The sequence below is a fragment of the Mesorhizobium sp. HAY1-8B genome (assembly GCF_056868045.1).
The window spans coordinates 3,147,536-3,171,797 of the sequence record NZ_CP200321.1; the positions used below are offsets into that span (position 1 = coordinate 3,147,536).

General features: G+C 63.8%; 20 protein-coding genes. 2 read left to right on the forward strand and 18 right to left on the reverse strand.

Annotation, left to right across the window (positions count from 1 at the left end; genetic code table 11):
• Window positions 1-11: 11 nt before the first annotated feature.
• From AC1VON_RS14710 to AC1VON_RS14745, 8 genes are all read right to left on the reverse strand, one after another.
• On the reverse strand, window positions 12-1,991 hold the full coding sequence (locus tag AC1VON_RS14710; RefSeq protein WP_483123914.1) for an ABC transporter permease: 1,980 nt from the start codon (window positions 1,989-1,991) through the stop codon (window positions 12-14).
• Window positions 1,988-3,061 carry a quaternary amine ABC transporter ATP-binding protein gene (locus tag AC1VON_RS14715; protein ID WP_483123916.1) on the reverse strand — a complete coding sequence of 358 codons (1,074 nt, stop codon included), beginning with the start codon at window positions 3,059-3,061 and terminating at the stop codon, window positions 1,988-1,990. The genes AC1VON_RS14710 and AC1VON_RS14715 overlap by 4 nt, the downstream gene beginning before the upstream one ends.
• Window positions 3,062-3,138: 77 nt before the next feature.
• Complete coding sequence (locus AC1VON_RS14720; RefSeq protein WP_483123920.1) at window positions 3,139-4,113, reverse strand: ABC transporter substrate-binding protein; 975 nt, start codon at window positions 4,111-4,113, stop codon at window positions 3,139-3,141.
• Window positions 4,114-4,139: 26 nt separating this feature from the next.
• Window positions 4,140-4,295: a hypothetical protein gene (locus tag AC1VON_RS14725; protein WP_172351471.1), complete on the reverse strand. Its 156-nt coding sequence runs from the start codon at window positions 4,293-4,295 to the stop codon at window positions 4,140-4,142.
• A 239-nt stretch (window positions 4,296-4,534) separates the two neighbouring features.
• Window positions 4,535-5,299 (reverse strand): SDR family oxidoreductase, encoded by a 765-nt coding sequence (locus AC1VON_RS14730; RefSeq protein ID WP_483123928.1) that lies wholly within the window; start codon window positions 5,297-5,299, stop codon window positions 4,535-4,537.
• Window positions 5,300-5,358: 59 nt separating this feature from the next.
• A complete protein-coding gene (locus tag AC1VON_RS14735; protein WP_483123932.1) occupies window positions 5,359-5,940 on the reverse strand; it encodes a hypothetical protein in 582 nt (193 codons plus the stop codon).
• 116 nt (window positions 5,941-6,056) lie between these two features.
• A complete protein-coding gene (locus AC1VON_RS14740; protein ID WP_483123934.1) occupies window positions 6,057-6,926 on the reverse strand; it encodes a DUF427 domain-containing protein in 870 nt (289 codons plus the stop codon).
• A 172-nt stretch (window positions 6,927-7,098) separates the two neighbouring features.
• Entirely contained in the window at window positions 7,099-8,754 is a 1,656-nt protein-coding gene (locus tag AC1VON_RS14745; RefSeq protein WP_483123935.1) for an ABC transporter substrate-binding protein, read from the reverse strand.
• Between the two features lie 115 nt (window positions 8,755-8,869).
• Between AC1VON_RS14745 and AC1VON_RS14750 the strand changes: the two genes are divergently transcribed.
• Complete coding sequence (locus AC1VON_RS14750) at window positions 8,870-9,772, forward strand: LysR family transcriptional regulator (RefSeq protein WP_172351466.1); 903 nt, start codon at window positions 8,870-8,872, stop codon at window positions 9,770-9,772.
• An 18-nt stretch (window positions 9,773-9,790) separates the two neighbouring features.
• On the opposite strand, the gene AC1VON_RS14755 is transcribed toward AC1VON_RS14750, so the two are convergent.
• The 9 genes from AC1VON_RS14755 to AC1VON_RS14795 form a co-directional block, all read right to left on the reverse strand.
• The gene (locus AC1VON_RS14755) at window positions 9,791-11,833 is read right to left on the reverse strand and encodes an ABC transporter ATP-binding protein (RefSeq protein WP_483123939.1); all 2,043 of its coding nucleotides are present in this window, start codon (window positions 11,831-11,833) and stop codon (window positions 9,791-9,793) included.
• Window positions 11,826-12,704 carry an ABC transporter permease gene (locus tag AC1VON_RS14760; RefSeq protein ID WP_483123940.1) on the reverse strand — a complete coding sequence of 293 codons (879 nt, stop codon included), beginning with the start codon at window positions 12,702-12,704 and terminating at the stop codon, window positions 11,826-11,828. The genes AC1VON_RS14755 and AC1VON_RS14760 overlap by 8 nt, the downstream gene beginning before the upstream one ends.
• Window positions 12,701-13,654 carry an ABC transporter permease gene (locus AC1VON_RS14765; RefSeq protein ID WP_172353031.1) on the reverse strand — a complete coding sequence of 318 codons (954 nt, stop codon included), beginning with the start codon at window positions 13,652-13,654 and terminating at the stop codon, window positions 12,701-12,703. The genes AC1VON_RS14760 and AC1VON_RS14765 overlap by 4 nt, the downstream gene beginning before the upstream one ends.
• Window positions 13,655-13,656: 2 nt before the next feature.
• Window positions 13,657-16,017 (reverse strand): molybdopterin guanine dinucleotide-containing S/N-oxide reductase, encoded by a 2,361-nt coding sequence (locus AC1VON_RS14770; RefSeq protein ID WP_483123942.1) that lies wholly within the window; start codon window positions 16,015-16,017, stop codon window positions 13,657-13,659.
• 132 nt (window positions 16,018-16,149) lie between these two features.
• Window positions 16,150-17,814, reverse strand: coding sequence for an ABC transporter substrate-binding protein (locus tag AC1VON_RS14775; protein ID WP_172351462.1), 1,665 nt, complete (start codon window positions 17,812-17,814; stop codon window positions 16,150-16,152).
• Between the two features lie 265 nt (window positions 17,815-18,079).
• Window positions 18,080-19,264 carry a mandelate racemase/muconate lactonizing enzyme family protein gene (locus AC1VON_RS14780; RefSeq protein WP_483123945.1) on the reverse strand — a complete coding sequence of 395 codons (1,185 nt, stop codon included), beginning with the start codon at window positions 19,262-19,264 and terminating at the stop codon, window positions 18,080-18,082.
• Window position 19,265: 1 nt separating this feature from the next.
• Entirely contained in the window at window positions 19,266-20,369 is a 1,104-nt protein-coding gene (locus AC1VON_RS14785) for a mandelate racemase/muconate lactonizing enzyme family protein (protein WP_483123949.1), read from the reverse strand.
• Between the two features lie 49 nt (window positions 20,370-20,418).
• The gene (locus tag AC1VON_RS14790) at window positions 20,419-21,144 is read right to left on the reverse strand and encodes a GntR family transcriptional regulator (protein WP_172353030.1); all 726 of its coding nucleotides are present in this window, start codon (window positions 21,142-21,144) and stop codon (window positions 20,419-20,421) included.
• 123 nt (window positions 21,145-21,267) lie between these two features.
• A complete protein-coding gene (locus AC1VON_RS14795; RefSeq protein ID WP_483123952.1) occupies window positions 21,268-22,056 on the reverse strand; it encodes a HalD/BesD family halogenase in 789 nt (262 codons plus the stop codon).
• Between the two features lie 101 nt (window positions 22,057-22,157).
• Here AC1VON_RS14795 and AC1VON_RS14800 point away from each other — a divergent pair, with 101 nt between their 5' ends.
• Window positions 22,158-23,066: a LysR substrate-binding domain-containing protein gene (locus tag AC1VON_RS14800; RefSeq protein ID WP_483123956.1), complete on the forward strand. Its 909-nt coding sequence runs from the start codon at window positions 22,158-22,160 to the stop codon at window positions 23,064-23,066.
• A 44-nt stretch (window positions 23,067-23,110) separates the two neighbouring features.
• On the opposite strand, the gene AC1VON_RS14805 is transcribed toward AC1VON_RS14800, so the two are convergent.
• Window positions 23,111-24,262: an efflux RND transporter periplasmic adaptor subunit gene (locus AC1VON_RS14805; protein ID WP_483123960.1), complete on the reverse strand. Its 1,152-nt coding sequence runs from the start codon at window positions 24,260-24,262 to the stop codon at window positions 23,111-23,113.

Here is a 24,262-nt window from a genome sequence, read left to right on the forward strand (position 1 = left end):
ATCGTCCTGCCCTATCCCAGCCTTGCCCGCGCTTTCGCCGTCCAGGCGTTGAACAGCCGGTCGGCAACGATGCCGATGAAGGCTATCGCGAGGCCCGCGACAATGCCACGGCCGGAATCAGCCTTTGACAGCGCGATGAACACCTCCTGGCCGAGATCACGTGTGCCGACCATGGCGCAGATGATGATCATCGCCAGCGCCATCAGGATTGTCTGGTTGACGCCGAGCATGATCTCCGGCAGCGCCAGCGGCAATTGCACGCGAAAGAAGGTCTGGCGCGGCGTGCAGCCAGACACCTTGGCCGCCTCGATCAGTGCCGGCGACACCTGCCTGATGCCGTGATTGGTGTAGCGGATCGCCGGCACCACGGCGAACGCCACGGTGGCGATCATGGCGGTGACGTCGCCGACCCGAAACAGCATCACAACCGGGATGATGAAGCAGAAGGACGGCAGCACCTGCAGCGTGTCGATGATGGGCGTGACAATCTTCTCGAAGCGGTCGCTGCGCGCGGCCATCAGTCCGATCGGGATGCCGATCAGGCAGGCGATGAAGGCCGAGATGCCGCAGAGATAGACCGTCGCCATGGTTTTTTCCCACAGCCCGGTGACGGCGCAGAAGACGGTCAGCGCCGCGACAAGGGCGGCCAGGCGCGGACCCGAGAGTTGATAGCCGGCGAGGCCGAGCAGGAACACCGCGCCGAGCCACGGAAAGCCTTCGCAGAAGGCACGCACCGGGTTGAGCACATTGAGGATCAGCGCCACGCGGAACGCTTCGATGATGTCGAAGAAGTTGATCGTTACCCAGTTCACCGCCGCCTTCCACAGCGGCGCCGTGGTGAAGGTGATCGCCTTCGGCACCGCGGCGAAAGCCGGCACGAACAGCCCAAGCAGCGTGGTGACGGCAAGTATGGCGATGGCCAGCGTCAGGTTGGGGTAGCGCCGCCAAAGAGTCGGGCTCGATTCCTGATGGACATGACCCTTTGCCTGCTTGTGCGCGATGGCCTGGCTCAGCCGGTCGAGTGCGATCGCCAGCGCGACGATGGCGAGCCCGGCTTCCATAGCCTCACCGACCTTCAGTGCACGCAGCGCCAGAAGCACATCGTAGCCGAGGCCGCCGGCGCCGATCATCGAGGCGATGATCACCATGTTCAGCGCCAGCATGATGACCTGGTTGACGCCGACCATCAGCGTCGGCCGCGCCGAGGGCAACAGCACCCGCCACAGTTTCTGCCGCGCCGTGCAGCCGGCCATGTCGCTGAATTCGCCGATCTCCAGCGGCACCCGCGTCAGGCCGAGCATCGTCGCCCGCACCATCGGCGGCGTGGCGAAGATGGCGGTAGCGATCATCGCCGATACCGGGCTGTTGCCGAACAGCAGCAGCATCGGGATGAGATAGGCGAAGGTCGGGATGGTCTGCATCAGGTCTAGGGCAGGGGAGACGATGAACCTTTCCGCCCAAGGCTTGCGCCAGGCCCAGATGCCGGCGAACAGGCCGGTGACGATGCAGAACGGCACGGCGATGGAAATCAGCGCCAGCGTCAACATGGCGCTGGTCCATTGGCCGAACAGAGCGATGTAGAGGAAACAGCCGCCGACCAGCAGGCTGAGTTTGCGACCGCCCACGGCATGGCCGGCGAGGAAAGCCGTGGCGCACACCCCGACCCAGGACAGGCGCGGCAGGACATAGGCGTCCGCGCCGTGGCCGATCTTGAAATTCTTGGCCAAGAGATTGAGCGCGAAGTCGAGCGGCACGCCGAGCACCGCGGTGATCGAGCGCGTCAGCCATGACAGGTTCGACTTGATCCAGCGCATCAGCGCGCTGACCCAGTCGGCGACCGGCACGACCGCATCGGCCGGATAGTTGACTGCCCAGGGCACACTTTCCTGCAGCAGGAACACCACCAGCACGGCGGCAAGTGCCAGCGCCCAGACCAGCAGCCAGCGCTGAACCGGCGGCCTTGCTTCGCTGGCGCTTGCCGTCACCGTCATGCGCCGGCTCTCGGTTTGTCCAAGCCGGCCAGAAGCCCGATCACGGCTTGCGGCGTCACTTCGCCGATAGGTTTGCCGGTGCCGTTGACCACGGCGAACGGCTTGCCGACGGAAACGATGCTGGCGGAGAAACTGGCGATCTTGGCATCCGGCGCGACGGTCCCTCCATACTCCGAGCCGTCGCAGGCGCGCATCAGGCTGCGCGCCGAGATCACCTTGGCGCGGTCGACGTCGCGGGTGAATTCTGCGACATAGTCGGTGGCCGGATTGACCACCAGTTCCTCTGGTGTGCCGATCTGGATGACCTCGCCGTCCTTCATGATGGCGATGCGGTCGGCGAGCCGGATGGCTTCGTCGAAATCATGGGTGATGAAGACGATGGTCTTGTGCAGCATGGTCTGCAGCCGCATCAATTCGTCCTGCATTTCGCGGCGGATCAGTGGATCGAGCGCGGAGAACGGCTCGTCGAGGAACCAGATCTCCGGTTTTGTCGCTAGGCTGCGGGCGATGCCGACGCGTTGCTGCTGGCCGCCGGAAAGCTCGCGAGGATAGAAATGTTCGCGGCCACGCAGGCCGACGAGTTCGATGACCTCGCGGGCGCGCGCCTCGCGTGTTGGCCTGTCTTGCCCCTGGATGCTGAGCGGAAAGGCGATGTTGTCCAGCACATTGAGATGCGGCAGCAGCGCGAAGTTCTGGAACACCATGCCCATGCGGTGGCGCCGCAACTCGATGAGGGCTGCGTCGGAGATCTTGAGCAGGTCCTTGCCTTCGAACTCGACCTTGCCGTGGCTCGGCTCGACCAGCCTGGACATGCAGCGCACCAGCGTCGATTTACCGGAGCCCGACAGCCCCATGATGATGAAGATCTCGCCCTGGCGGATTTCGAGATCGACGGCGCGCACGGCACCGACCAGTCCGGCGGCAGTGACATCGGCCATGCTGGCCCTGCCGTCGCGCTCGCGGATGAAATTGGCCGCGTTCGCCCCGAACAGTTTCCAGACATTGCGGCAGGCAAGTTTTACCGGGCGGTGATCCGTGCCCGGTTGCGCCGATCCCTGTTCAGTCGTCATCCAATCTTCCTTCTGGAACATCAAGACTTGAAACCCGACCGATCAACGGCCGGATCTCATTTCTCCAGTCGGAACGATCACTGCGCCCAAGCTTTCCAGTCGGCCTCGTGCGCGGCGATCCAGGCGGCGGCGACGTCTTCCGGCGTCTTGCCGTCAAGGTCGATCTCGCCGCTCATCTTGTTGAGTTCGTCGGTGTCGATCGTGTAGGCCTTGGCCACCTTGTAGGCGACCGGCCATTTGTCCTTCATGCCGTTCCAGGCATATTTCCAGATCTCGCCATGCGGCTTGCCGCAGTCATATTTGGCATCGGGGTTCACGCCCCATTTCGGGTCGTTGTAGCACTCGGGCGTGTATTCGGGGAATTGCACCCATTCTCCCTTGTATTTCGCCGGCGCCCAATGCGGCGAATAGATCCACAGCATGATTGGCGCCTTGCGCTGATAGGCTGAATCGAGTTCCGCGAACATCGCCGCGTCGGTGCCGGCATGGATCACGGTGAAGGGCAGTTTCAGCGCCGCGACGCGCTCGTCGTCAAAGCCTTCCCAGGTCACCGGGCCGCCGAGATAGCGGCCCTTCGGCGCCGTCTCCGCTGTCGAGAATGAAGCCGCGCATGTCGGGTCGAGCAGCGCATGCCAGTCCGGCAAGGTCGGGCATTTCTCCTTCATATATTCGGGAAACCACCATTCTTCCTTGGCCTTCGGGCCGAGCTTGCCGAGCCGTTCGGTCTGGCCGGTGGCATCGGACGCCTTCATGGCTTCGCCGGCGGTCGTGTCCCAGAATTCCATGCCGACATCGAGGTCGCCATTGGTAAGGCCGGTGGTGAGGCTCGAGAGGTAGTCGGCGGTCGGATATTCGACGGTATAGCCGAGCTTTTCCAGGATGCCGCCGAGGATCTTGGCGTTGAGGTTGACGCTGGTCCAGTCGAACAGCGCGATCTTGATCGGGTCGTTGGATTCCGGTGCGGCGGCGTGGGCGGAAGGCGACAACAGGCTTAGTGTCGCGAGCGCGACGGCACTCATCGATAACTTCGAGATATAGCTGCGAAATGACATGCTTGTTCTCCTTCAAGCTGTGGCGATTATTGTTGGTTCCCTTCTTGCGTCTTTTTATGATTGTGGTGGAAAGACTGGTCGTTGCGCAAGGCCGTTGCCGCCACGTCGCGGCTAAAGCCGGCGCAGGCGAAATGATGCTGAATTTCGGTGACGGTGGAATATGCCGGGAAGGTCAACGTCATGGCTGCCGATGCATCGCCACGACAGCGATCATCCGCGGATCAATTGCCAGTCTTGCGGCGCCCTGCAAGGTGCGAGCCATCAAGGTCCCATGATCTCGGCTACCGGCCCGGCAAGCCCCGTCTCGCCAACGCCGTTTCATGGGGTGAAATTATATATACCAACGTTCATCTCGCGCAACGACTAACGCCTCGCGGCCGCACAAATTCAGACCGCAGGCGAAGTTCTGCGAGATGCGATCTTACCAGCAGACGTAACCGCCATCGACGATCAGGTCGAGGCCGGTGACGAAACTCGACGCGCGGCTGGCGAGGAACACCGTCGGTCCGACCATTTCCTCAGGCGCCGCCATGCGTCCCATCGGCGTGTCGCGCTTGAAGATCTTGATCTCCTCAGCCACTTCTGGCCGCTTGTTCATCGGCGTCAGCGTATAGCCCGGGCTGACGACATTGACGCGTAAGCCACGATCGGCCCACTCCATGGCAAGGCTCTTCGACATGTGGATGACGGCGGCTTTCGAAGAGTTGTAGTGCGCCTGCGTCAGCCCGCGATTGACGATGGTGCCCGACATCGAGGCGATGTTGATGATCGAGCCCTTGCGTCGCGCCAGCATCTTGCGCGCCTCGGCCTGGCAGGACAGGAACACGCCGGCGACGTTGACCTCGTGCACCTTCTGCCATGTCTCCAGCGACAAGGTCTCGGCCGGTTCCGAGCCGGCGATGCCGGCATTGTTGACGGCGACGGTCAGTGCACCGAGTTCGGCCTCGACGCGATCGATTGCCGCCGCGAGATCGCTTTCGGATGTCACTGTGCCGGTCAGCACCAGTGCCTTGCGGCCAAGTGCCGTGATCCGGTGCGCGGTCTCCTCCAGCCCACCCTTCGATGCATGACCGAAACAGGCGACATCAGCCCCTGCCTCAGCCAGTCCGATCGCGATTGCCTGGCCAATTCCGCTGCCGGCGCCGGTGACCAGCGCGACATCGCCGTCCAGCTTGAAAAGATCCATCAATAGTCCTCCCTAATTAAGGGGAGGGTATGCGCTGCATGGCAGTTCGATCAACCTCTTCAGAAATCGCAAGCCTTGGGGCGCTTGTCCGAGGACCAGTCCTTGAGCGGCACTGGCCTGAATTTGCCCTTGATCGGCTTGCCGTCCTCAAGGTCCTTTGAGACGGTGCCCCTGCCGGTGAGATAGTTGATGTCGCAGCCCCCCACCGTCGTCTTGACGCCATCCGACGTCTGCTGGTTCCAGTCCCAGCTGCGGCTGTAGCCGCCGACCAGGAATTGGCCATGGCGGTAGACGATTGTCAGCGTGTCTTCCGTCGACTTGCTGGCGCCGCAGCCGAAGCAGGACATCATCGCCAGCGATCCCTTGCCCTTGCCTTCAAGGTCGATGACCCGGTCTTCGGTCAGCTCCTTCTTGACGAAGTCGGGCGGGCGCGAGGGATCGAGCTTCTCCTCGCCGGCTGCCATGTAAATATACAGATCGGCCGGTTCGCCGGGCTCCTGCATCACCACGGCCCTGTCCATCTTGCCGTCCTGGTCGATGTCGAGCTTCAGCTCGAAAGCCGGATCATTTTCGGCAAACGCCGGCACGGGCAAAGCGGCCAGGGCAACGAGCCAGGGCAACGAGCCAGGGCAGAGTCGCATGATGAAGTACTGTCTTCATGAGCAATCGTCCGGCGCCAGAGCTGAGCCTAGCATCGGCCCGGGCGAACGAAAACTCGAAACCTGGCTGACTTCGAACGCAGTCAGCCAGTGACAGCTCAGAAATAGCCGCTGGACGCGGCCGTGAATTCCTTCGGGATTTCGACGCCGTCGACCAAGATCTTGTCGACCAGTTCGTGGTGGAAGCAGACCAGGCCCTTGATGCGCTCGGCTTCGTGCACCGGCTCGGGATAGTACCAGACGAGGTTCTCGTGCCGCTTCTTGGGCGTCGTCACGTGATAATAGTTGGAGATGCCCTTGTAGGGGCAGCGTGAAATGTAGCGGCTGGGTGCGAGCATATCGAGCCGCGTGTCCGCGATCGGCAGATAGTGGCGCACCGGATGGCCGGTCTCGAACAGGAACACGCCGCGTCGTGAATCGGCGACCTGCTCGCCGTCAAGGATGACCTGCACCCGTCGCGAGGATGGCAGGCAGTCGACCCGGCGGAACGGATCGCGGGCGTGGACGAAGATTTCTTCGTCCTCTTCATACCAGTGCGTCATCTTGGGCCAATAGAAGGACATGTAGTCCGACAGGTCAGGCGACCCCTTGACCGGATCGACATAGCGCCAGGCCGCATCCTCGACCAGCGTGATGCCTGTGTTCAGCGAATAGTGCGTGGCGACGCCCTTGAACGGGCTCTCGGTCGTCGTCGTGCTGGGCAGCAGGAACTCCTCGCGCACGTCGCTGATCGGGAAGTAATAGACCGGCAGATGGTCGGATTCGTAGAGCACCAGCGCCTTGGTCGTGTCGGCGACGATCATCGACCCCACCTGCACGCGCAGCCGCTTCTGCGTCGGCATGGTGAAGGCGACATAGCCGGGTTCCGACTCATACTGCACGATAGTGTCGAGCAGGGGGAAATGCGGTCCGCGACCGCGCAAATGAGGCTTGCGAATGGTAGTCTCCCGTTTCTTTTCTTTTGTCATCGAGCGTTGGCGCAAAGCGAGATGAACCTGGATTGAACCATTGTGTCGGAGGGTTTCCGGGCGGCGGGTTTCTCTTGCATCGAGCGGCTCGAGCGATGGCCCCCCATCGCTCTTTGCAGCCTGCCAGGGGATAGCCTCACCGCCCGAAAGACAGAATTGTCCAATCCAGCCTCTATCCCAGCGATACGCGATCGAGCAGCAGTCCGGCGGCGATCGGCGGCAGGCCGCTGACATTCTTGCGCACCGGCACCAGCAGATCCGGGAAATAGCTGAAGATCACCGGCGTCTCGTCGAGCAGCAGTTTCTGGATGTCGGATGCGGCCGCGCGCTGCGCACCGATGTCGAGCGCCTTGAGATAGCTGGCGACCATACCGTCATAGGCCGGGCTCTTGAAATGCGCCGCGTTCCACGGGCCGTCGCTGACCAGCGGGCTCTTGAGGAAGACGTTGGGCACGCTGCGATGCGCGTAGTCGGTGATCCCCAACGGGCTGTCCAGCCAGTCCGACTGGCCGAACACCGCCTTGCCGTAATATTTGTCCTGGTCCTCGATGTTCAGCGCGATGCGGGCACCGATCTCCTTGGCGAAGTTCTGGAACAGCTGCGCGTAGCCCGGGATGTCGGAATAGCGCAGCGTCGTCAGGGTCATGTCGAAGCCGCTGGCGAGCCCGGCGGCCTCGAGCAGTTGCTTGGCCTTGGCGATATCCTGGACGCGCTGCGGCACCGTCTTGTCGGTGGCGGGGAAGGCCGGCGCGAACGGGCTGTCATTGCCTGTCGCCGCCATGCCGCGGCAGAGGCCATCGACCAGCTTGGAACGGTCGATGCTGAGCGCCAGCGCCTGGCGCACGCGCTTGTCGGTGAACGGACCAGTATCGCAGCGCATGTGCAACTGGCGATGCGCGGTCGAGGCGACACGCAGCACGGTGATGTCGGGGCTGTTGACCACCACCTGGCTGACATCGAGCGGAACGGCGTCGAGGACGTCGACCTCGCCGGCCTGCAGCGCCAGGATGCGAGGCTGCACGTCGCCGTAGAATTTGAATTCGAGCCGGTCGGGCAGCGCCTTCTCGCCCCAATAGTCGGGGTTGCGCACGAAGGTCGCGCCGACCTTCGGCGTATAGCTCTCCAGCCGGAACGGACCGGTGCCTTCAAAGGTCTTTTCGTAGTCGCCCTTGTAGCTCGCCGGCAGGATGACGGCGTTGTAATTGTCGATCGACACCGAATAGGGAAAGCTGCCGTTGGGTGCATCGAGATGGAAGGCGACAGTGTGGTCGTCGACCTTCTGCGTGCCGCCCTTCGACAGCAGGCCCTTGAACACCGAAAGCGCGTTCGAGGCGCCGTTGGGGTCCGCGAGGCGGTCGAAGGTCGCGACCACGTCGTCGGCCTTGAAGTCCTCGCCATTGTGGAATTTCACGCCCTTGCGCAGCTTGAAGGTCCAGACGCTGCCGTCCGCGTTCGGCGACCAGCTTTCCGCCAGCACCGGCTTCAAGGTGAGATCCGGCTGCGTGACGCAGAGGAATTCGGCGGTCTGGAAAACCAGCTGGTAGCTCCCGCTGTCATAGTAGGTGACGGGATCGATGGCGCCGCCCGGCGTGGCGACGCCGGCGCGCACCGTGCCGCCCGGCTTGCCCTCGGCGCGGGCCTTTTGCGTGCCGAGGCCGGCAGCCGCGACAAGGCTGGCCAGGAACGGCAGGGAAAGGCCGAGCACGCTGCCATGACGCAGGAAATCGCGGCGGTCGAGCCTGCCGGCCAGCAAGTCGTCGACAGCGGAATTTTCGATTGCCGTCAGATTTTTGCGGGCGGCGTCGATTGTCACGAAAGGCCTTGGCATGGCTGCGTTCCTCGCTTGCCCTCGGGGGATCGGCCATTTAGGTCATTGTTGACTGCGGCCGGAAAGCGATATTTTTTGTTGGGTGCCATCGAAATTTTCGATGCAAGGGGTGAGCATGGATACCGAAAACCTGCGCAGTTTCCTCGAAGTTGCCGAGCATGGCAGCTTCACAGTCGCGGCCAGCCGGCTCAACCTCGCGCAATCCACCGTCAGCGCGCGGATCAGAGGGTTGGAGGAGCAGTTGGGACGCCGGCTTTTCGTGCGCGACCGCGACGGCGTCACGCTGACGCCGGCCGGCCGGCAGTTCCTGCCGCACGCCTCTTCCATCACTCGCACCTGGGAGCAATCGCGGCAGGATATCGCCGTTCCCGATGGCTATGACAGCCTGCTGCGGCTGACCGCACCCGCCTATCTGTGGGAGCGCATCACCTCGCCATGGGTCGAGTGGATGCGCGCTAAGAGGCCGAACGTGGCGCTGCGGCTCGAGGGCAGTTTTCCGGATCTGGCGATCGACCAGCTGGCAGAAGGCCTGCTCGACATCTGCATCCTCTATCTGCCGCGGCCGCATCCCGGCATCGTCTATGAGACGCTGGCCGTCGATCAGGTCGTGCTCGTCCAGCACGCCGCGCAGACGAAGCCATGGACCGAAAATTACATACTGATGGATTGGGGGCTCGAATTCCGCATCGAGCACGACCGCGCTTTCGCCGGCATGGTCAAACCGGCCATTTCGGCCGGGCTGGTCTTCATCGGCCTGCAGCATGTGCTGTCGCAACAGGCGGCCGCCTATCTGCCGCTCAGCGCCGTCAGCGGCCATATCGAACGCGGCGAGATGCGGCGCATCGACAACGCCCCGGTGTTCCAGCGGCCGATCTATCTCGCCTATCCCTCGAACCCCGTGTCGTCTGACGTGCTCGACATCGCGCTGACGGGCTTGCGCTCGCTGGCCAGGAACTGGAGCAGCGATCAGGGTTTTTCCGAAGGCGACCGCTCCCTGGGCATGGCCGGCCGGAGGTAGCCGGCCGGCCATGCCTCGCTATGCCGGCTCGGTCACGGCCGCCTTCTGCAGCCTGGCAAGTTCCGGGTAGGGGATGTGGCAGCGGATCGAATGGCCGGGTTGCGCCTCGGCCAGCGGCGGCTCCTGCTGCTCGCAGATCGGGCCGATCTTGCGCGGGCAGCGCGTGTGGAACACACATCCCGGGGGCGGGTTGGTGGCGCTGGGGATCTCGCCGTCGAGCCGGATGCGTGCCGTCTCGGTCTGGTCAAGCTTGGGCACGGCTGACAGCAGCGCTTCCGTATAGGGGTGATGCGGCCCAGAGAAGACTTCCTCCGATGGCCCGATCTCCATGATGCGTCCGAGATAGAGCACGGCGATCTTGTCGGAGAGGTAACGCACAACACCAAGGTCATGCGAGATGAAGATGTAACTGACATCTTCCTTCGACTGCAAATCGGCGAGCAGGTTGAGGATTGCCGCCTGGACGGAGACGTCGAGTGCGGAGGTCGGCTCGTCGCAGACGACGATGCGCGGATCACCGGCGAAAGCACGCGCAATGGCGACGCGCTGCTTCAGCCCGCCTGACAGCTGGCGCGGCTTGACGGCCAGATGCCGGTCGGTGAGTCGCACAGACCGGACGAGGTCGTCGAGGCGCGCCTCCAGCGCCTTGCCGGATAGGCCCGCCAGCCGCTTCAAGGCGCGGCCGAGGATGTGGCGGATCGAATGCGAGCGGTTGAGCGCGGAGTCCGGGTTCTGGAAGACGATCTGCATCGCCTTGACCTGGTCGTCGCCACGGTTCTCCAGCTTCGGCGCCAGCGCCTTGCCCTCGAGCTCGATGGTGCCGCCGTCATCGGGCGGGACCAAGCCGAGCAGCAGCCTGGCGAAGGTGGTCTTGCCGCTGCCGGATTCGCCGACCAGCCCCAGCGTCTCGCCGGGCCGCAGATCCAGCGAGACATCCTTCACGGCACGCAAGGGATGGCCGTGGCTGGCATAAGTCTTGTTCAGCCCGGCGACGCGCAGCACCGGTGCGGTTGCCGGTTTGGGTGCCGTCGCCACATCGCTCGGTGTGGCACGTGGCAGGGCTTGCGCCTTGTCGTGATGGAAGCAGCGCGACAGGCGCTTGCCTCGCTCGTCGCTCAGATCATAGAGCGGCGGCAATTCGCTGCGGCAGCGATCATCGGCGAGCGCACAGCGGTCGGCGAAGGCACAGCCCTTGATGTCAGCCCCAATGCCGGGCAGGAAACCAGGAATGGTGTCGAGCCGGCCCTGGTCCTTGCGCTGGCCGCCGCGCGGCAGGCAGCGCAACAGGGCGACTGTGTAGGGATGGCGCGGGTCGTTGAAGACGACATCGGTCGGTCCTTCCTCGACCAGCATGCCGGCATAGAGCACGCCGACCCGGTCGCACATGTTGGACACGACGGCGAGGTTGTGGCTGATGAACAGGATCGAGGCCGACAGCTCCTGCCTAAGCTGCGCGATGAGGTCGAGCACCTCGGCCTCGACCGTCGCATCGAGGCCGGTGGTCGGTTCGTCGAGGATCAGCATCGAGGGATCGTTGGCCAGCGCCATGGCGATCGCCACGCGCTGCTGCATGCCGCCGGAGAGCTGGTGCGGATAGCGCTGCATGACGCTTGGCGGATCGGAGATGCGCACGCGGTTCAGCATGGCGATGGCGCGATCGGTGGCCGCCTGGCCTGTTATGCCGCCAAGCTCGAAGATCTCGGTCAACTGACGACCGATGCGGATCGACGGGTTCAGCGCCTTGCCGGGATCCTGATAGACCATGGAGACGCTTTCGGCGCGCGCGCGCCGCAAGGCCTCGGCATCGAGCTTCATGACGTCCTGGCCGTCGAGCGAGATCACGCCGCCCGATATCGAGCCGTTCCTTGGCAGATAGCGCACGACGGTGAGCGCGACAGTGGATTTGCCGCAGCCGGATTCGCCGACCAGCCCGTAGGCCTCGCCTTGCCCGATGTTGAGGCTGAGATTGCGCAGCACGGCGCGATTGCGCCCGGCCACCCGGTAGGCGACCGACAGATCGGTGAGTTCGAGCGCGTTTTGCGCCTTCGCGGAGTTAGTCATTGAGCGCTCCATGAACGCCGTCGGCCACAAGGTTGACACCGATCACCAGCGAGGCGATGGCGAGCGCGTCGAACAGCACCGTCCACCAGAAGCCGCCGCCGATCATGCCGTAATTGCTGGAGATCGACAGCCCCCAGTCGGGTGAGGGCGGCTGGATGCCGAAGCCCATGAACGAGAGTGTGGCGACCGCGAAGATGGCGTAGCCAAGCCGCACGGTGGTCTCGACCAGGATCGGCGGGACGACGTTGGGCAGGATCTCGACGAACATCGTGTGAAAGGCGCTCTCGTGCCTCAGTTGCGCGGCGGCGACGTAATCGAGTTCGCGCTCGGCCAGCACCGCCGAGCGCACGGTGCGGGCGATGATCGGCGCGAAGCTGAGCCCAATGACGACGATAACGGTGGCCTTGGAGGTGCCGAGCGCGACGATGGCGAGCAACGCGACGATGACCACGGGGATGGCCATGAAGGCTTCGAGGATGCGGCTGACGACATCGTCGACAATGCCGCGGAAATAGCCGGTGAGCAGGCCAAGTGCCGTGCCGGCGACCGTCGCCAGCAGTGTCGCAAGCGGGGCGACGGTGAGGATATCGCGCGAGCCGACAATGACGCGCGAGAAGACGTCGCGGCCGATCTGGTCGGTGCCGAACCAATGTTCGGACGAAGGCGGCGCCAGCGCGTTGATGATGTCGTCGGCAAGCGGGTCGTAGGGTGCGAAGTGCTCGCCGAACAACGCGCAGGCGACCCAGAACAGCACTATGAAAAGGCCGACAAGGAAGGTCCGCGAGCGCATGAGCGAGAAAAAGACTTCCGCAAGGGGACTGCGCCGGCGCGTACCGTCTTGTGGAGGAGAGGTGGTCTGCACGGCGCTCATTGGTCTGACCCCAGCCGGATGCGTGGATTGAGCACGGAATAGAGGAAGTCGGCGATCAATGTCGCCACGGCATAAACGATGCCGATGGTCAGGATGCCCGATTCCAGCATCGGAAAATCCTTGCCGCGCGCGGCGGTGAAGATCAGCGAACCGATGCCCTGGTAGCGGAACAGCGTCTCGATCACCACCAGGCCACCGATGAGATAGCCGGTCTGGGTGGCGATGACGGTGATGGTCGGCAGCAGCGCATTGCGCAGCACATGGCGCCAGATCACGGTGCGCCAGGGCAGGCCCTTGAGCACGGCTGTCCTTGTATAGTCGGAATCGAGCGCCTCGATCATGCCGGAGCGTGCCATACGGGCGATGTAGCCGAACAGCACCAGGAACAGCGGTAGCGAAGGCAGGATCAGGTAATAGAGCTGCGTGAAGAAACCGGCGTCACGCGGCCATGCGGCCGATATCGGCAGCCAGCGCAGCCACACACCAAAGATCAGGATCAAGATGATGCCGGTGACGAATTCCGGCAGCACCGTCACCGATAGGCCGCCGAGGCTGATGATGCGATCGAGCGGTCGGTTGAGGTTGAGTGCGGCAATGACGCCGCCGAGGATGCCGATCGGCACCACCAGCACGAAGGCGACCGCCGCCAGCTTCATCGAATTGCCCAAGGCATCGATGACGAAGGGCGCGACCGGCGAGCGGAAGATGTAGGACGTGCCCATGTCGCCCCGGATAAAATTCCAGATCCAGGTCGCATACTGGGTGAGCAGCGGGCGATCGACGCCCAGCGTATGATTGAGCGCGTCGACCGCGCGCTGATCGGCGAACGGCCCCAGGATCGCACGCCCGACATTGCCGGGCAGCACCTGACCGCCCAGGAACACCATGATGCTAAGCAGGAACAGCGTCACAAGCGACAGGGAAACACGCCGGGCAAAGAAGGAAAGAATGGCTAAGCCTCCTTGTGATGGGGCTGCGGTCCGGCCAGGCCGGGCACATCGGCTAAACGCACTGTGGCAGGCGGATCGAAGGCTGTCACCGGGGGGACGTTTCCGTCAAATCGAGATACCTCGACCAGCGTCGAATTGCAGGTCGGTGATTGGGCAAGGCGCGACGTCCCCCGGTCTGGCGTCAGCACGTTCGGATTGCCATGCTTTTCCAGACTGTGCGGCTGTCCCGGTGTGGAGGGGTCAAACCATGCTCCGGTGGGCAACTGGATGACGCCGGGGATCAGGCCATCCGTCAGCACGGCGCCCGCGAGGCACGCTCCGCGATCGTTGAAGACGCGCACGACAGCTCCGTCCAGGATGCCGCGCGCTGCGGCATCCGCCCGGTTGATCCACAGCGGCGCGCGATCCGATACCTTGCCTGCCCGACTGACCGAGCCGTGATCATACTGGCTGTGCAGCTTGTCGGCGGGCTGCGGTGACAGGAGATGCAGCGGGAACCGGCTGGCAAGCTCGCTGCCCAGCCATTCCCTCGGCTCCCGCCAGACGGCATGGCCGGGACAGTCGTCATAGCCGAAGGAGTCGATCGTCGGCGAGAACAGCTCTATGCGGCCCGATGGCGTCGCCAGCCGATGGCGCTCCGGATCGGCGCGGAAGGAACCGAGCAAAGTCTGCGACGTCACCTGCCGGGCAAGGTCGGCGTGGCCGTCATGCCAGAAACGGTCGAAGGGCGGCATCTCGACTCCGGCCGCGTTCGCATTGTCCCTGGCCTGCTCGTAAAGCAACCGGATCCAGTCGCTGGCTGCTCGCCCTTCGGTGAAGGCTTCGCCGGTACCGAGCCGCGTCGACAGGTCGGCAAAAATCCGATAATCGTCGCGCGCTTCCCCAACCGGGTCGATCGCTTGCTTCATGGCGACGACGAGGTTTTCGCGGTTCGAGAAGGCGAGGTCGTTTCGCTCCAGCGGCGTGGTGACCGGCAGCACGATGTCGGCATGGCGCGCCGTCGCGGTCCAGAAGGGCTCGTTGACGATGATCGTTTCAGGCCGCCGCCAAGCCTCGACCAGTCGGTTCAGGTCCTGGTGATGATGGAACGGATTGCCGCCGGCCCAGTAGACCAGCCTGATGTCGGGATAGGCCATTGCGGCGCCGTTGAATTCGAAGGAACCGCCCGGGTCGAGCAGCATGTCGGCCATCCGCGCGACCGGGATGAAGTCCGGCACCTGGTTCCTGCCTTGCGGCACGGATGGCCACCGGAATCCCATCTCCGGTCTTCCGGCGCCATTTGTCGATGAATAGCCGAAGCCAAGCCCGCCGCCCGGCAATCCGATCTGGCCGAGCAGCGCGGCAAGCGTGATCGCCGCCCAGTATGGCTGCTCGCCATGGTCGGCGCGCTGCAAGGACCAACTCACCATCAACATCGTGCGCTTGGCGGCCATTTCCCTGGCCAGGGCGACGATCCTGTCCTGCGCCACGCCGCTCAGGGCGGCAGCCCATGTCGGACTTTTCGGCTGGCCGTCGGTTTCTCCCAGGACGTAGGCCCGCACAGCCTCGAAGCCGGTGCAATAGCGCGCAAGGAATGCCTCGTCATGGCGGTGCTCGCTGAGGAGGACATGGCACAGGGCCAGCATCAAGGCGGTGTCGCTGTTCGGCCGCAGCGTCAGCCATTCGGCCTCGACGCCACGCGGTGCGTCATCGCGCACGGGCGAGACATTGATCAGCCGGGCGCCGTTGGCAACAGCATTGCGCAAGGCCGCGGCGGCTTCGTGACGGGCCGTGCCGCCGCCCTGTATCTGCGCATTGCGCCAGGGCAGGCCGCCAAAAGCGATGATCAGTTCGCTATGCCGTTCGATCCCGTCCCAGGTGGAATGATTGCCCGTCAGGCCATCGGTCCCGCCAAGCACATGCGGCAGGATGATCTCGGCCGCGCCGTAGGAATAGCTGAGCACCGAACTCGTATAACCGCCGATCACGTTGAGGAAGCGGTGGACCTGGCTCTGGGCATGGTGGAACCGTCCCGCGCTCGCCCACCCATAGGAGCCGGCATAGATGGCGCTGTTGCCATGCTCGACGCGAACACGGTCCAGTTCGGACGCCACGATGTCCAGCGCCGTGTCCCAGGAGACTTCGACAAAAGCCTCGCTGCCGCGCCCGCCCTTGCCGCCGGACCTGTTCCCCTCCAACCAGCCGCGCCGGATGGCGGGACGGGAGACACGCAGATCGCCCTGGACGGTGCCGAGCATGGACTTGCCGATCGGCGATGGATCGGGGTCGCCGCTCCATGGCTCGACGCCGACGAGCCTGCCGTTCTCGGCACGGACTTCGTAGGTCCCCCAATGCATGGTGGTGAGCAGGGTCGCGGACTCCATGGGCAATGATCGATCGTCCCGCAACGCGAGGCTCCGCGTCAGGCCGGCGCGTAGCGCCTTGCCTCGGCCTGACAGCGAAAGCGCCAGCCCCACTGGGGCTGGCGGTCGCGGGATGGGCTTGTCTGCCTCCGCTTAGGCCTTCGATGCCTTTTCGAGGAAGAGCTGCGACATGGCGGTCGGCTGCACGCCGGCCACGCCTTTCGCCGTCGCCGTCAGGTAGTCGTAGAAATAGCCGAAAATAACAGGCGTTTCCTCGAGCAGCAGCTTCTGGATCTTGCCGGCGTCGGCCTTCTGCGCCTCGAGATCAAGCGCCGCGATGTAGCTGGTCGCCAGCGCGTCGTAGTCCTTGTTCTTGAAGTGCGCCGCGTTCCAGGTGCCTTCGCTCTTCAGCGGGGCAGCGAGATAGACATTCGGCACGCCGCGGTGGCCATAGTCGGTGATGCCCATCACCGAATCCAGCCAGTTCGATTTGCCGAACACCGCGTCGCCGTAATAGGCGCTCTGGTCGAGGATGTTGAGCTCGAGCTCGATGCCGATCTCCTTGACCCAGTTCTGGATGAGCTGGGCATATTCGGGGATTTCGAGGTAGCGCTCGGTGGTCAGCGTGATCTTGAAGCCCTTGCCGACACCCGCCGCTTCCATCAACTGCTTGGCTTGCGCGATGTCCTGCTTGCGCTGCGGCACGCTGGTATCGGTCGACGGGTAGACCGACGCGAACGGGCTGTCATTGCCCGCCACGGCGCGACCCTTCATCAGGCCAGCGACCAGCTTGTCGCGATCCATGCTGAGCGCGATGGCGCGGCGCACGCGCGCGTCCTTCAACGGGCCGTCGTCGCAGCGCAGGTGCAGTTGCTGATGCGCTGAGGACTTCAGGCTGATGATGTCGACGCTCGGATCGCTGAGCAGGGCGACGCCGGCCAGAACCGGCATCTGGTTGATGATGTCGACCTGGCCGCCTTGCAGGGCCAGGATCATCGGCTGCACATCGGTGAAGAAGGTGAATTCCGTGCGATCGGGCAGGGCCTTCTCGCCCCAATAATTCTCGTTGCGGACGAAGGATGCGCCGACTTTCGGCGTGTACTTCTCGACCTTGAACGGCCCGGTGCCGTCGAAGCTCTTCTCGTAGTCGCCCTTGTAGCTCGCCGGGATGATGACGGCGTTGTAATTGTCCGATGACAGCATGTAGGGGAAGTTGCCGTTCGGCGCGTCGAGATGGAATTCCACCGTGTAGTCGTCGACCTTCTTGCTGGCGCCTTTCGACAGGATGCCGGTGAACACCGACAGCGCGTTGGACGAGTTTGCCGGGTCGGCAAGGCGGTCGATGCTGGCCACCACGTCCTCGGCCTTCATCTCGCCGCCCGAATGGAACTTCACGCCCTTGCGCAGCTTGAAGGTCCATACCGAGCCGTTGTCGTTCGGCTTCCAGCTTTCGGCCAGCGCCGGCTTGAGCACGAGGTCCGGGCCATCGACGCAGAGGAACTCGGCAACCTGCTGCATAACCAGCAGGCCGCCGGCGTCGGCGATGGTGACCGGGTCGATGGCTGCCGCCGGCACGCTGCTGGCGACGCGGATGGTCGCGCCGGGCGCCCCCTGGGCGCGGGCGAGCGACGGCATGCCACTGAGGCCGGCGGCCGTGGTGATGCCGCCCAGGAGTGGCAGCGACAGGCCGAGCAGGCTGCCGTGGCGGATGAAGTCACGGCGACTGACGCGGCCGTCGACGAGACCGTCGATAAGGTGATTTTCGAGCGGCGAGCGGTTGCGCCGGATCAGGTCGAGAATGCGATAGTTCTTGCTCATGGGTTTAACCCTTTCCCCTTGTTTCTTATGGCTGAAGAATGCACTTGCGGTTGACGAAATCCCGTGGAGTTCTCCTGTCCCGGCCATCAACGAAGTCGGTCGTCCGGGACTGTAGCATGCTGTCTTTTCTGGTCCATCCGATCCTTGCGGCGCGGGGGTCAGATTTTCTTGAGGCAATGCTTCCACCCGTCAGGTGCTGCCTTGGCGATCCAAATCGCTGCGGCGGACCCTTGCTGTCGGCTAGTCTCCTTTCCTTCTCTGTCTCCTAGTTCAGCGGCAGGCGGCGATATGTTCCGGGCTTTGCCGGGTCGTGATATTTGTTGCACGGGCCGTTCTCGGTGAAGTCGCGATGGCAGGCCGCGAGGTTTTTCCGCGACAAGGTAACGCCGAGACCCGGGCCTTCCGGCACGCGTACGACATTGTTCCTCGGCGAAAACGGCCCTTCTTCGGTGATGTCCATCGGCTGCATGCGAAACAGCGACTGGTTCGGCTCCCGGATACAGCCGAGCGCCGCGCACAGATGCAGATAGGCCGCGCTGCCAATGCCGCTGTCGCCGCTGTAGCACCAGAAATCGACGCCGGCATGTTCGCAGGCGCCGACGAAGCGCAGCAGGCGGCCGATGCCGCCATGCGCCGTCGGATTGCCGACGAAGGCGTCAGGAACCTTGAGGTCCATGGCGCGCGCAATATCGATATTGTGGGTCGAGAACGGGATCGAGCAATGCTGCCGCAATTGCCGCATCTCCTCGATCGTCGCCACCGGATCCTCCCAGTTGCGGACCCCGAGGTCTTCGAGCGGCCGCGCCAGCCGCCGCGCGGTGGCCAGCGAATAAGCCTGGTTGGAATCGATGCGGATCATCGCCTCGTCGCCGAGCTTTTCGCGGATCAGCTCGACCATTCTCAGCGAGACTTTCGGGTCCTCGGTCGAAAACTTGCCTTCGAAAAAGGTCGTGCCATGCGTCTCGTGCAGTTCGACGCAATAATCGGCGACTTCTTCGGGCGTCGTCTCGCCTTTCACCCTGGGCCCGTCGCCGCGCAGCGAAAAATAGTCGGTGAACGGAATATCCTTGCGCACCGCGCCGCCGAGCAGCTGGTAGAGCGGCTGCTTCCACGCCTTGCCGCGCAGGTCCCACAACGCCATCTCGATGGCGCCGAAGGCCATGATGCGGGTGCGATCGTTGATCGACTGCACGCCGGTCCAGTAGGGCAGGCAGACATATTCGGCGCCGGCGATGTCGAAGGCATCGCGTCCGACCAGGCGCTCGGCCAAGACATCGTTGATGATCGCTGCTGCCGCCGGCGTCGGCGCTTCGCCGAGGCCGATCAGCCCATCCTCGGTCTCGACCTCGACAATGGTCTGCGAAAAGCCGTCGAGCTCGCCAAAGACCCAGCCATAGGGCGCTTCGAGGCGAAGATTGATCGGCGTGGCCTTGATGCCGCGGATTTTCATCTCAGCCGATCTCGAAGAAAGGCTTGCCGAGCAGGCTCGGGTCCACGTCGATGCCGAGGCCAGGCCCATCCGGAATGCCCATATGGCTGCCGGTGACCGGCGGGGCGTTGGAGGCCGTGCGCACCGTCACCCATTCATGGAAGGCAAGGGCATGCAATCGCCGCTCTTGCGGTGTAGACAGCGACAGATGTGCCATCGCCGCTGTGTCGATCTCGGCGCCGCCTGTGTCCTCGACCGTGATCATGAAACCGAGGTCGACGGCAACGTCGCGGATCTGCCGGGTCCTGGTCACGCCGCCCAGCCGCGAGATTTTCAGCGTCAACCCGTCGGCCGCCCCCAGGCGGTGGATCTCCAGCATCTCTTCCAGCGACGTCACGGATTCGTCGAGCACCATCGGCTTGTCCAGCATGCGGCGCACCGACATGTTCTCCTCGATCGTCGTGCAGGGTTGCTCGAACGTGTAGTCGATGCCGCGCGTGGCATCGGCGAACTGCCGTGCCTGATAGGGTGTCCAGCCGGCATTGGCGTCGCAGAAAATCACCGTACCTCTCGGCACGGCCGAGGCGACCGTCGTTACCCGCTCGATGTCGTCGTGCACATTGCCGCCGACCTTGACCTGCAAACGGCGACAGCCCTCGGCGATGATCCTTTTTGCCAGTGCCGCCATCTGGTCGAGCGTGCCGTGGGTGACGACCCGGTAGATCTCCGCCATATCGCTCTCGCGGCCGCCGAGCATGGTCACCAGGGGCACGTCGGCGGCGCGTGCGGCCAGGTCCCAGCAGGCCATGTCGAGCGCCGATTTGATGTAGGGATGGCCTTTGAACACCGTGTCCATCAGCCGGCCAATGCTGGCCAGCCCGCGCGGATCCTGTCCGATGAGATGCGGCGCGATCTCCGGCACGCCCGCGCGTGTCCCCGCTGGAAACGCGGCCGAGTAGAAATTGCCGAGCGGCGCCATCTCGCCCCAGCCGGTCACGCCGCTATCGGAAGTGATGGCGACGATGACCGCGTCGAAGCAGTCGGCGACCCGCGCCTTTGACATGCGGTAGGGCCCGTCCACGAAGGGCTGAACGACATGGTAGGCCTTGATGGATTTGATCTGCACTATTGTCTGTCCGTGATTTCAGGAAAGCATCGCCTTGATGGCGAGGCCCTCAGCCGTTGTTGTTCCGTCCGGCGCGATCGGCCTTGGCGCCCTTCGATTCCCGTTGCTCCAGCCCGCGCGCATAGGCGAGCAGCTCCTCGAAATCCATGTCGATATGTTCGCGGGCATAGCGCTGGGCGGCGCGCATATCCTTGCCTTTCATGAGCCGCACATAGGTCTCGTGGATGTCCTCTACCGGCACCGGCTCGTTGCGGGCATGCAGATGGAGCGCGAAATACATCTGCAGCCGGCTGGTCAGCCGCTGCCAGGTTTCCAGCAGCACCGAATTGTCGGCCCATTCGTAAATCAGTCCGTGCAGTTGCAGCGCGGTCTCGATCTGGCGCGTGGTGTCGAGAGCCCGCGTCGCTTGCTTCACCGCCTCATGGCGCCGGTCGATCTCGTCGAAGAAGCGTTGGTCGCGCAGCGGCCAGGTGCGCTCGATGGCGAATTCGTCCAGAACCTTGTTCAGCGAATAGGCATCGTCGATGTCCTTGGCGGTGACGTCGACGACGAAGGTGCCGGCGTAGGGGATGCTGGCGAGGAGACCTTCCTGCACCAGCTCACGCATTGCCTCGCGCAATGGCGCGCGGCTGACCCGCATCTGCTCGGAAATCCTGACCTCGTTAAGCTTCTGGCCAGGCTCCAACTGGCCGGTCAGGATCGCGCGCCGCAGCAGCGCCACGATCTCGGCGCGGCGCGTCGTGTCGGCAATCGGGCTGAAATCCGTCTTCACTATCCGGCTCACTCCAGCGAGAACAGACCGCAAGACAATCAGATTGTCGACAATCTAACAAGGTCTCATTTTCGGATTTTTTCTCGGCGCCAGGCAAAGCCCGACCTGGATGCCGTGGAGGGCGGCTCAGGCCGCCCGGCCGTAGAAGCCGACCCGTTCCTCGGCGCTGAATATCACGCCGGGTTTCTCGTAATAGGAAAACACCGCGATCATGCGCTCGCGTTCGCCTTCGACGGTGGTGACACGGTGCGCGGTGTTCTTGCCGCGGAAGACATTGAGCGTACCGGGCTTCATGCGCAGGATTTTTGCGTCGGGGTCTCGCCCTTCGAGCAGCCGGGCGACGCCGTCATAGTTTGGATCGTCGTCCGAGCGCAGATCTGTGCGGTATTCGAGGTCGCCGCCACTCTCGGCCTGCTGCAGCAGAAGCGTCGTGGTGAATTCCGAGCGGTCGAAATGCCAGTTCAGCGCCTCGCCGGCGCGGTAGGCCATGACATTGGTGCGGGCCAGCGGATCCTGCATGACATGCAGTTCTGTCTTGCCCATTGTCGCCGCCAGGAAACGCACAAGCGGTTCATATTCGTAGATGGCAAGCACGATGCTGCCGGGAAGCTGGTCGGCACAGAGAGTGTGGCTGATGGTCTCGACCTTGCGCAAGGCGGGGTGGTCAGGTGCCAGTTCGGGGATGCTGGGCTTGAAGTAGATGTTGTGCATGCGCTTGTGGACATGGGACTGCGTGTCCATGACTGGCTTGATTTCCCGCACCGCCTGTTCGGCGACGCCGGGCCGCAGAAAACCTTCGAGATTGAACATGCCGTCGGCCTTGAGCGCCGCGACGGACTGCCCGACGAGACGCCGCCAGTCGGCGCTGCCTTCGCGGTCGAGCGGATAGCGGTCGAGATCGAGAATGTCTTTCATGTCGCATGCTCCAAGGGTTGGACACAGAAGACGGCAAAAAATTCTTTCCCTCAACGCGGAAAATTATTACGAATGACCAAGAAAAACTTATGGAGCCTGTCATGGAACGGCTGCCGCCGCTGAACGCGATCAAGGCCTTCGAGGTCGCCGCCCGTGCCGGCAGCTTCACCCTGGCCGCGAGCGAGCTTGGCGTGTCCTCGGCGGCGGTCAGCCAGCAGATCCGCAATCTCGAAACCTGGTTCGGCAAGCAGCTGTTCGTGCGCACCGGCAACCGCATCACGCTGACGGACGCCGGCCACGCCATCTACCCGCAGACCGCGCGTGCGCTTGGCGACATCGCCGCTATCGGCCAGCGCATGCTGGAAGGCGGCCTGAGAACGCGTCTGGTCGTCAGCGTGCCGTTTTCGCTGGCAGAGTTATGGCTGGCGCCGAGGCTGGCTGCACTGCTCGAGGCCTTTCCGCACATGGCGATCGATGTGCGCGCGGAGGACGATCCGATTGATCTGATGCGCCAGAATGTCGATCTGCGTATATCCTATGGCGACTATCACTATCCCGGCCTGCGGATGATCCGCCTTGTCCATGACGATGTGCTGCCGGTCTGCGCGCCGGAATTCTGGCACCGGCATGGCAATGGCGATCCGGGGCTCACGGACCTGCATGAGAGCCTGTTCATCCACACCAATTGGGGGCCGAACTATGCCTCGCACCCAACCTGGGCGGACTGGTTCGCGGCATGCGGCGGCAGCCGCTCGCCAGACCCGTCGCATGGGCGCCGTGTCGGGTTGTCCAGTCTGGCGATCGCCTCGGCGAGGCTCGGCCTGGGCATTGCCCTTGGCCAGCGGGTGATGGCGCAAGCCGATCTGGATACGGGCCGCCTGGTTGCGCTTTCCACTGTTTCAGTGCGCCTCGGCCATCCTTATTGTGCATTCATGCCACCGGCCAGGGCCGATCGCGCCGATGTGGCCGCTCTTGTCGGCCTGCTCGTGAAAACGGCGCCCGCGACCTGAGAAAAGGTCGGGGGCGCCGCGCGGAAACCGGGCCTGCGGGGGATTCAGGTAGCCGGTTTCTGTGGCAGTGGCGAAATCGGCATTCCGGGGCCGATCTTCTGCAGATTGCCTGTGATGATCTGGTCGCCTTCGGAGACGCCACTCAGGATCGCAACCAGATCGCCGCTGGTCGGGCCGAGCGAGACCAGACGCTGGTCGACCGTGTTGCCCTTGCCGACGACGTAGAGATATTTGCCGAGCTGGCTCGAACCCAGCGCCGTCTGCGGCACCATCAGGGCGTCGGGCTGCTGCCTGATATGCAGCCGCACGCGGACATACTGGCCAGGCATGAGCGTGAACTTCGCATTGCCGATGGTGGCGCGTGCGGTGATGGTTCCGGTCGAATGGTCGACCGTGTTGTCGATGAAGGTGAGTTCGCCCTTCTGGCTGGTCTCGGTCTCGCCCGGAAGCAGAACCTCGACCTCGATCGGGCCGGCCGCGCGGGCCTGCTCGATCTCTGCCAGATCCGTCTCGCTCGGATTGAAGGTGACATAGATCGGGTCAAGCTGCACCAGCGTGTTGAGCACCGTGCCGGCGACGCTGACCAGCGTTCCGACCGAAGCCTGATTGCGGCCCAGGCGCCCGGTGAACGGCGCATGGATCTCGGCATAGCTCAGATTGAGCTCCGCCGTGCGCACCGCTGCCTGGTTGAGCGCCAGCGACGCCTGCGCTTCGCGCAAGGTGCTTGTGCGCTGGTCGAAGCTGTCCTTGTCGAGGTAACCGCTCTTGGCGAGCTCGGTGCCGCGGCCGAGATTGGAACGCGCATAGTCGAGCGTCGCCGTATCGCGCTGCACCTGGGCTTTCGCCTGGTCGAGAGCTGCCTGGAAGTCGTCGGGCGAGATCTTGTAGAGGAGGTCGCCCTGCCGCACATCGGCGCCATCTTGCGCGGTCTGTTCTTGCAGATAGCCCGGCACGCGCGCTTGCAGCGTGATGCTGCGGATCGGCTCGATGCGAGCAGCATAGTCGAGATAGATCGGGATCGTCTTCTTGACGACGCTTGCCACCGGCACCGGCATGACGAATGCCGCCGGAGCAGGCGCAGCCCCAGCCGTGCTGGCGCTGAGCCTGAGGTTGCCCATGTCGAGCAGATGGACGCTGGCCACCGAGATGGCGCCCAGCGCGACAGCCGTTCCCAACGCGATTTTCCATTTACGCAT

Coding starts and splice junctions, on each gene's coding strand:
- AC1VON_RS14710 (WP_483123914.1), bottom strand. CDS start 1,991: ATGACGGTGACGGCAAGCGCCAGCGAAGCAAGGCCGCCGGTTCAGCGC.
- AC1VON_RS14715 (WP_483123916.1), bottom strand. CDS start 3,061: ATGACGACTGAACAGGGATCGGCGCAACCGGGCACGGATCACCGCCCG.
- AC1VON_RS14720 (WP_483123920.1), bottom strand. CDS start 4,113: ATGTCATTTCGCAGCTATATCTCGAAGTTATCGATGAGTGCCGTCGCG.
- AC1VON_RS14725 (WP_172351471.1), bottom strand. CDS start 4,295: ATGACGTTGACCTTCCCGGCATATTCCACCGTCACCGAAATTCAGCAT.
- AC1VON_RS14730 (WP_483123928.1), bottom strand. CDS start 5,299: ATGGATCTTTTCAAGCTGGACGGCGATGTCGCGCTGGTCACCGGCGCC.
- AC1VON_RS14735 (WP_483123932.1), bottom strand. CDS start 5,940: ATGCGACTCTGCCCTGGCTCGTTGCCCTGGCTCGTTGCCCTGGCCGCT.
- AC1VON_RS14740 (WP_483123934.1), bottom strand. CDS start 6,926: ATGACAAAAGAAAAGAAACGGGAGACTACCATTCGCAAGCCTCATTTG.
- AC1VON_RS14745 (WP_483123935.1), bottom strand. CDS start 8,754: ATGCCAAGGCCTTTCGTGACAATCGACGCCGCCCGCAAAAATCTGACG.
- AC1VON_RS14750 (WP_172351466.1), top strand. CDS start 8,870: ATGGATACCGAAAACCTGCGCAGTTTCCTCGAAGTTGCCGAGCATGGC.
- AC1VON_RS14755 (WP_483123939.1), bottom strand. CDS start 11,833: ATGACTAACTCCGCGAAGGCGCAAAACGCGCTCGAACTCACCGATCTG.
- AC1VON_RS14760 (WP_483123940.1), bottom strand. CDS start 12,704: ATGAGCGCCGTGCAGACCACCTCTCCTCCACAAGACGGTACGCGCCGG.
- AC1VON_RS14770 (WP_483123942.1), bottom strand. CDS start 16,017: ATGGAGTCCGCGACCCTGCTCACCACCATGCATTGGGGGACCTACGAA.
- AC1VON_RS14775 (WP_172351462.1), bottom strand. CDS start 17,814: ATGAGCAAGAACTATCGCATTCTCGACCTGATCCGGCGCAACCGCTCG.
- AC1VON_RS14780 (WP_483123945.1), bottom strand. CDS start 19,264: ATGAAAATCCGCGGCATCAAGGCCACGCCGATCAATCTTCGCCTCGAA.
- AC1VON_RS14795 (WP_483123952.1), bottom strand. CDS start 22,056: ATGAAAGACATTCTCGATCTCGACCGCTATCCGCTCGACCGCGAAGGC.
- AC1VON_RS14800 (WP_483123956.1), top strand. CDS start 22,158: ATGGAACGGCTGCCGCCGCTGAACGCGATCAAGGCCTTCGAGGTCGCC.
- AC1VON_RS14805 (WP_483123960.1), bottom strand. CDS start 24,262: ATGCGTAAATGGAAAATCGCGTTGGGAACGGCTGTCGCGCTGGGCGCC.